Origin of the sequence: Alkalispirochaeta alkalica DSM 8900 (genome assembly GCF_000373545.1) — a bacterium.
GTDB classification, from domain to species: domain Bacteria; phylum Spirochaetota; class Spirochaetia; order DSM-27196; family Alkalispirochaetaceae; genus Alkalispirochaeta; species Alkalispirochaeta alkalica.
In genome coordinates, this window is the sequence record NZ_KB891698.1 from 68,765 (window position 1) to 76,234 (window position 7,470).

Here is a 7,470-nt window from a genome sequence, read left to right on the forward strand (position 1 = left end):
ACGAGAGCTCCCGCGAGGAACCCCGTAATGGCCAGGACAATCTTGAAGACGCGGTAGCCCAGAAAACACTGGATCGCCCCGATCAGAATGCTGGCCCCTACCAGGGCGCTCATCATTTCCTGNGANACATTCATGGGATCCTCCTCAGGGGTACCAGTCTAGGCCAGCTCTTCCCGGCCTGCAAGGATGGGGGAAAAATTCTNCCGGCNGGTTCAGTGGCCGGNTTAGCGGGTTNTTCCTGCCACCACTCCTCCTGCCAGAAAGGAGATCCGCCTGGAGTTGCCGCATTCAAGCGATCAGCGCGCCATGTCGACATTGAACCGGCGATCCATTACCCTTCACGTATGCTGCAGGTACCGGANTCACAGAGGGACTCTCACAATGCACAGGCAATGTATCAGGGGATTCGGGATGCCGTTACTGCCGAGCTTGCTGCAGATCAGCGTATCCTGGCAATGTATCTTTTGGGCAGCGCGGCCTCGGGGCGCCTGCGGGCCGACAGTGATATCGACATAGCCCTCATGGCNCAGCCAGGTATNCAGCTCTCCGAGCTGGAGAGGGCTCGNATTGCCGCAGCATTATCGTACCGTCTTGGGCGGCAGGTCGATCTCGGAATGCTGTCATCGAGAAACCTTGTCTATGCCAACGAGGTGCTGCACACCGGTATCCAGCTCTACTCGAGGGACCCCGGAGCGGCGGCGTTATATGCNGCAAACCTTTTAGGCTTGTACCTGGAGTTCAATGAAGGGCGNCAGGAGATTCTGAATGCCTACACCATTTGAGGCCCCCGACAATGTGCTCATCAACAAGGCCGCAATTGATGCTGCACAACACGTGGTGGCGACCCGGCGTTTGGGCTCACCACACTTGTGTGAGGGTCTTAAGCTCCCCCCGGCCGGTTTAGCGGGCNGTTCTGGCTGAACAGAGGGAGCCCCTCTCCCAGGCGGGAAAGGCCAGGGCGATCGAGGGCAGTACCGTCAGGGCCAGTATCAGGGCCGTTCCCGTCAGGATAGCACCAAAAGAGACGCCCCGATCCAGNAGCAGTCCGAACACCATGGGACCCAGGGCGGTCCCNCCCACCAGAAATGAGGTATACACACTGCGGACCGCTCCCAGGTTGGCTGTGCCGTGAACCTCGGCCATGACTGCGGCTTTTATGGGNCTGTGAAGTCCCAGAGAGATGCCGGCGCAGCACAGAAAGACCAGAGCAACCCAACGGTCCGGCGATGATGCCAGAACCNGGAGCCCCAGCACCATGGGCAGAAAGTGAAGNGCGTAGAGCCTTCGGGCCGTGAACCGGTCCACCAGGAGGCCCCCCAGGAGCCCGAAGGCGAAGCGCGCCGCAGCGTAGCCGGAAAAAACCGCGCTGTACCAGGCCACCGGCCAGCCCCTGTTCTCGGCGAGGACCAGCTGATAAAAGAAGACCGCCGTGTTGGAGAACCCCAGAAAGATGGCCGAGGGGGCGATCCTGCGGAAGGCCGGGTCTGTCAGGATCGCCCGCCGGGAAATGCCGGTGCGGGCGGCTGCGTCCGAGGCTGTTTGTACCTTGGCCCGCTCGAAGTCGTTCAGAGGAAAGAAGCAGAGAGCGGGAGCGAGNACGCCCAGAAGCACCGCAGCGTTTATTCCCAGGCTCACGCGCCATCCCACAAGAGGGATCAGCAGGGCTATNACCAGGGGAAAAATCATCTCTCCGGCGGGAAATCCCAGGGATGCCAGGCTCAGGGCCTTGCCCCGGTCCTCCTGAAAGAACCGGCCCAGNGTGGTCTGGCTGATGTGACTCATGAGCCCCTGGCCACCGAAGCGGAGCCCCAGAAGCGCAAAGGGCAGCATCAGGGTGTGACGGGTGAGGCCCAGGAGAACTGAGGCGCCTCCCAGAATCACGATGGTCTTGAGAACATACCCCGGCAGGGGCCGCCGGTCGATGCGGCCACCGAACTGAATGAGCAGGAGGGCCGATCCGATGGTGGCGATGGCGTACATACCACCAAAAGCGCTGTTGGAGATGCCCAAATCAGCCAGAATATGGGGCACATAGAGAGAGATGAGAAAGGTCTGGCCCAAACTGGAAAAGAAGGTGAGGACAAAGCCGAACCCCACGTGGGCCGGATAGGCGCGAAGNAAGAGAACATAGGTAAACATAACGGTACGGTCAGTTTATCTGAAGAAAGGCGGGGCTACAAGGGAAGCGGGGAGGTTTTTCTTGCAGTAGCTGGCAAAGGTTTCTATAATTTGCATTCCATGAAAGAGAAAACAGTATGACCGGGAGGGCCCTCTTTCGCGGGCTTCCCTCCTTTGTGGAGGGCTGTCTTCGGGCCTCTGCTCCCGGGGAGTTGCTGGGCCACTTCCTGGGGTTCATCAAGGAGTTCGGCTTCGATCAGTTCATGATCGGTGATGTTTCCTGTCGCGAACCTTGCCAGATGAGGGANGCGGCCCTGGAGAACATCAGCAACTATTCTTCGGACTGGCTGGACCGGTATGTAGCGGCACAGCACTATGACCACGACCCCGTCTGCGCCATGGCCCGGATCGACGACCGGCCCTTTACCTGGAGCGAGGCCGTGGAGCGCTTTTCTCCACGCCNGTCGCGGCAGGTCATGGAGGAGGCCCGGGAGTTTTCCATNATCGATGGGGNCGGTTTCTCGNTGNATCGGCCCCGGGGGATGATCGTCGGGTTCGGCCTGGCTACNTCCACGGGTGAGATGAGAGCCGACNGGGCAGCCCTGGCGACGCTCAAGACAGGAGCCGTTCACTTTCAGACGGCCTACTCCCTTTTACAGGATACCCTGGCCAGGCAGAATCAGCTCGATCGGGTGAGGACGAGGGAGAACCGTCAGCTTTCTGTACCCGGTCTCACACCGCGCGAACGGGAGGTCCTGCTCTGGCTCGCCTGGGGCAAGTCAAAGGGAGAGGTGGCAGACCTTCTCTCGGTGAGCGAATCCTGCATCAAGCGCCACTGCGAGAGTGTATCGGGAAAAATGGGGACCTCCTCGCTGGTNGAAAGCGTGGCCCGGGCGATCCACCTGGGGATGGTGAACCCCTTCTAGCTTCCCCGGGGNTCTTCGCTTTTCCTGGCTGATCGGCCAATTGTGGCGCGCCCCCGGTGGCAGTAGCATTTCCGGGAGATACTACTGTCAAACACCCGGGAGCAGCCCGGGTCATGAGGAGGCGTGTATGAGTACAAGGTGTACAGCGCGGGGGCGTTTGCTGACTGGATTGGTTCTTCTTGCGGGAGCTCTCGTTCTGNGCAGCTGTGAGTCGCTCTCGGAGATATTCAAGCCCACGGAGATAGAGCGGGTTGAGTATGTTCCCACGGCCCGGCCCGAGTGGGAAGGCCAGACCATCTACATNGACTTTGAGGTAGCCGGCGGCATCTGGCGCTACAGCTACGCATCGGGTCTTTCCCAGAGCATTCGGGACCAGCTCATCGAGGATATTGTTTCCGATGGCATCTTCAAGGTTCAGGACCGCCGTACCGGTGCTGATTACATGTTCAAGACCGAGGTGAGAATCGCNAACCCGGTGATCCAGGTCTCTGACAACGATGTGATCCGCAGCATCTCGGCGACCTTCCGTATTCGCACCTACGACCGGAATGACAACCTGGTCACGGCAAAAACCCGGGACGTCCGGTACGATGCTCCTTCTTTCACCGTTACGGTGAACGATTCCCAGCANAAGTTGGTGGAAAACTACGCCTACAACGCTGCCCAGGAGATTCGTCAGGCCGTGTACGAAAGTTTCGAATAACCCTCTCTGCTGCCTGGCAGGAGGCCCTGACGGGGTGACTCGGACGGACCAGTAGCCAGGCAGTCTTNTTTTCCGGATTGATCCCGGACCGATCCCCGGCTGATCGGTCCGCTTAATCTCTCGCTCAGCTCCATCGTGCAGCACGAGGAGGATGTGACGGTTTTCACCATATCCCTGGGATACTCCTTCAGCAGATCCCGGTAGATGTTTCCGCACGCCCGGGTACGGACCATACTGTGCCGTCCTGATCTGNCTNGATCTGNCTGGATCTGGCTGGATCTGGCCGGGTATATGACTTTTATGGTATGGTTTTTCCCACGGGTTCGAAACACTGCCGTGGAAAGGATGAAANATGANGGTGAAACCACGAGTATTGGCTATCTGTATACACAATAGCGCCCGAAGCCAGATGACGGAAGAATTTATCCGTCTCGCCGCCGGGGACCGCCTGGAGGTTGTGAGCGCCGGAATCGAGCCGGGTGCCCTCAACCCGGTTGTAGTGGAGTTGCTCAAGGAAGACGGGATCGATATAACCGGCAAAACTACGCGGAGCGTCTTCGATCTGCACAGGGCTGGCGAGCGTTTTGATTACGTGATTGCTGTCTGCGACAAGGAAGCGGCCGAGCGGTGTCCGATCTTTCCGGCCGAGGAGGAACGGCTCCACTGGCCCTTCCCGGACCCATCGAAGGCCACCGGTACCATGGAAGAGAAGCTCGCCTGGGTGCGGCCGATCCGTGACCAGATTCGGGCGAAGAGCGAGGAGTTCGTGGCGCGGATCCTGGGCTGATGCAGGTCCTCTCCCGGCGTATCCCGTTCCGGTGCGGCTACAGCGCCACCAGACTTCCGTAGATCATGCCGGCCAGAGTGGAGAGAACAACCACCAGCGCCACGTAGGTCAGGGTCTTGCGCGGCCCCAGTTCGTCGCCGATCACCAGCAGAGCCGGCACCGAGAGCGATGGTCCTGCCAGAAGGAGTGCAAGAGCAGGTCCCTGATTCATCCCCGCCCCCAGGAGCCCCTGCATAATGGGCACCTCCGTGAGGGTGGCAAAGTACATCAGGGCCCCCGCCAGAGAGGCAAAGAGGTTGCTCGCCAGGGAGTTGGTGCCCACGGCCCGGGCGATCCACTCCTCGGGGATCAGGGCCATCTCACCGGGCCTGCCCAGGAGAAACCCCGCCACCATGACACCGGCAAAGAGCAGGGGAAGGATCTGTACGGCGAAGTCCCGGGTCGCGGCCACCCAGTTTTCCAGCTCGGTCCGGGTAAACCAGCGCACCAGCATATACAAAAGAAGCACCCCGAAGCCGCCGGCGATCACCAGACGAAACCGGTGCAGCGTCTCCCACCAGCCCGGGGTTCCATCGCCAGGAGCCCAGTTGAGGAAGACCAGAATACCGATCATGGACCCAAGATAGAGCCCCATGCGGGGGAGCGACCGGTCCTGATTCCCGTCACCCTGAAACATCGCCGCGTTGGTGGTGCGTTCCCGGTCCTCCTTGAGAAAAATCAAATGCATGGCCAGGCCAATGATGAAGGCGAAGGCGATTGCCCCCACGGCCCGGGCGACCCCCAGCTGGAGGCCCAGCACCTTGGCGGTGAGGATGATCGCGAGAATATTGATGGCTGGTCCGCTGTAGAGAAAGCTCACGGCGGGGCCCAGGCCAGCCCCCTTCTTGTAGATACCCTTGAAGAGGGGCAGAACGGTGCAGGAGCATACCGCAAGAATTGTGCCTGACACAGAGGCGACCCCGTAGGCAAGAAGCTTTGGCGCCTCCGGCCCCAGATAGCGAATAACGGCTTGCTGGTCCAGAAAGACCGTGATCGCGCCGGCAATAAAGAANGCGGGAATCAGGCAGAGCAGCACGTGTTCCCGGGCGTAATAATTGAGCAACAGGAACGATTCCTGCACCGCTGCCGCCAGGCGAGGGGCCTCCCAGGGGATAAAGAAGGCGGCGAGAAAGAGGACCGTCATCATGGCCAGGAGGCGGTTTTTTGGCTCCTGCCACAGCTTTCTCAGGGGAATCATGGGGGTATCCTTTCCAGGCGGGGCGGTGACCAGGGGCCCGCTCCGGGGTGCTGATGGTTACTCAGATGGCTGGTTGATGTACGGGGTCAGGGCCTGGGCGAGCTCTTCGGCGGAGAAGACCTTGCCCGATTGGACAACCCTGCCGTCCACGGCGAGGCCGGGGGTCCGCAGGACGCCCATTTCCATGATCTGGTCCAGGTCGGTAATTTTTTCGAACTCCGCCTGGATGCCCAGGGTTTCTGCTGCTCTCCGGGCATTCTTTTCCAGGTTTGTGCAGTTGGCGCAGCCGGGTCCCAGAATCTGGATCTTCATTGTCTGTTCCTCCCTCAATTCAGGCTGTGTAATTGGCAATATAAGCAAATACAATTGTCTGGTCAACCCGTGGTCTTCCCCAAACCCCGAGGGGGCCGGAGCCCCCCGGGTATCGGATGCTAGAGTTTCAGCTCGGCGGCGTCGTCTTCTTCTTTGGGAAGGATGATGTTCAGTCCGATCCCCACGATCGCTGCCAGGGCCATGCCCACGATATTGACTTTCACGATCCCGATCTCGATGGGAATCACGGCTCCGCCGAGTCCGAAGACCAGAATCACCGCGCCGATGATCATGTTCCGGGTCTTGGAGAAGTCCACCCGGTTGTTCACCAGCGTTCGGGCACCGATGGAGGCGATCATTCCAAAGAGAACCACCACAGCTCCTCCGATAACGGGGGTGGGGATGGTGCTGGTGAAGGCGTTCAGTTTGGGGATCAGGCCGATCATGATGGTGATCACCGCAGCGATTCGCATCACCTTGGGATCGTAGACCTTGGTAAGGGCCACGACACCGGTGTTCTGGGAGTAGGTGGTGTTGGCTGGTCCCCCCAGAAAGGCCGAGAAAGAGGTGGCGATTCCGTCACCCAACAGGGTTCGTCCCAGTCCGGGATCGACCGAGAGGTTTTTCCGGACCACGCCGCTCATGGCGAGTACGTCGCCCACGTGCTCAACCACTGTNACCAGGGCGATCGGTGCGACGATGGCGATGGCNCCGATGTTGAACGAGGGAAGTTCGAAGTTGGGGACCCCGATCCAGCTGGCTTGAGTGATCGCCGTGTAGTCCACGCGCCCCAGGAGGGCCGCCACGATATAGCCCACGGCGAGGCCGACGATGACGGGGATGATCTTGAAGAANCCCCGGGAATAGGAGGCNACGCCGATGATCACCGCCAGGGTTATCAGGGCCAGGAGCCAGTCCTGGGAGGCCATGTTGATCGCGTTGGGTGCCAGGGTCATGCTGATGACGATGATGATGGGGCCTGTGACGACGGGCGGGAAGAAGCGCAGGATTTTCTCGGGACCGAACTTGGAGATCANCCCTGCCAGAATCGCGTAGATCAGTCCCGCAACGACGATGCCTCCCCGGGCTGCTGCCAGGCCGTACATCTCCCCNGCCAGCAGGATGGGAGCGATGAAGGAGAAGGAAGAACCCAGGTAGGCGGGGACTTTCTTTTGGGTGATCATGTGAAAGAGCAGGGTTCCCGTGCCGGACATCACCAGGGCCACGCCTACATCGAGGCCCGTGATGATCGGTACCAGAACGGTGGATGCGAAGAGCGTAAAGACGTGCTGCACGCCCAGGGCGAGCTGCTTGTGGTATCCCAGGGTGCTGATGTCTTCAATGGGAGCGTGTTTGGCCGGTTCCGCCATAGTGGTTCCTCCTCTGT

7 protein-coding genes are annotated in these 7,470 nt (G+C 60.1%); 3 read left to right on the plus strand and 4 right to left on the minus strand.

Annotated elements, in window-relative coordinates; translation table 11 throughout:
• Positions 1-392: 392 nt before the first annotated feature.
• Positions 393-782, plus strand: coding sequence for a type VII toxin-antitoxin system MntA family adenylyltransferase antitoxin (gene mntA / locus B071_RS0105230; RefSeq protein ID WP_018526053.1), 390 nt, complete (start codon positions 393-395; stop codon positions 780-782).
• 118 nt (positions 783-900) lie between these two features.
• On the opposite strand, the gene B071_RS16050 is transcribed toward mntA, so the two are convergent.
• On the minus strand, positions 901-2,139 hold the full coding sequence (locus tag B071_RS16050) for an MFS transporter (protein WP_018526054.1): 1,239 nt from the start codon (positions 2,137-2,139) through the stop codon (positions 901-903).
• Between the two features lie 116 nt (positions 2,140-2,255).
• Between B071_RS16050 and B071_RS0105240 the strand changes: the two genes are divergently transcribed.
• On the plus strand, positions 2,256-3,044 hold the full coding sequence (locus tag B071_RS0105240) for a LuxR family transcriptional regulator (RefSeq protein WP_018526055.1): 789 nt from the start codon (positions 2,256-2,258) through the stop codon (positions 3,042-3,044).
• Positions 3,045-4,099: 1,055 nt separating this feature from the next.
• Complete coding sequence (locus B071_RS0105250; RefSeq protein ID WP_026245001.1) at positions 4,100-4,534, plus strand: arsenate reductase ArsC; 435 nt, start codon at positions 4,100-4,102, stop codon at positions 4,532-4,534.
• Between the two features lie 37 nt (positions 4,535-4,571).
• On the opposite strand, the gene B071_RS0105255 is transcribed toward B071_RS0105250, so the two are convergent.
• From B071_RS0105255 to B071_RS0105265, 3 genes are all read right to left on the minus strand, one after another.
• Positions 4,572-5,771 carry a permease gene (locus tag B071_RS0105255; protein ID WP_018526058.1) on the minus strand — a complete coding sequence of 400 codons (1,200 nt, stop codon included), beginning with the start codon at positions 5,769-5,771 and terminating at the stop codon, positions 4,572-4,574.
• A gap of 57 nt (positions 5,772-5,828) precedes the next feature.
• Positions 5,829-6,083, minus strand: a complete 255-nt coding sequence (locus tag B071_RS0105260) for an MTH895/ArsE family thioredoxin-like protein (protein ID WP_018526059.1) — start codon at positions 6,081-6,083, stop codon at positions 5,829-5,831.
• A gap of 119 nt (positions 6,084-6,202) precedes the next feature.
• Positions 6,203-7,453, minus strand: a complete 1,251-nt coding sequence (locus B071_RS0105265; protein ID WP_018526060.1) for a uracil-xanthine permease family protein — start codon at positions 7,451-7,453, stop codon at positions 6,203-6,205.
• Between the last annotated feature and the right edge of the window lie 17 nt (positions 7,454-7,470).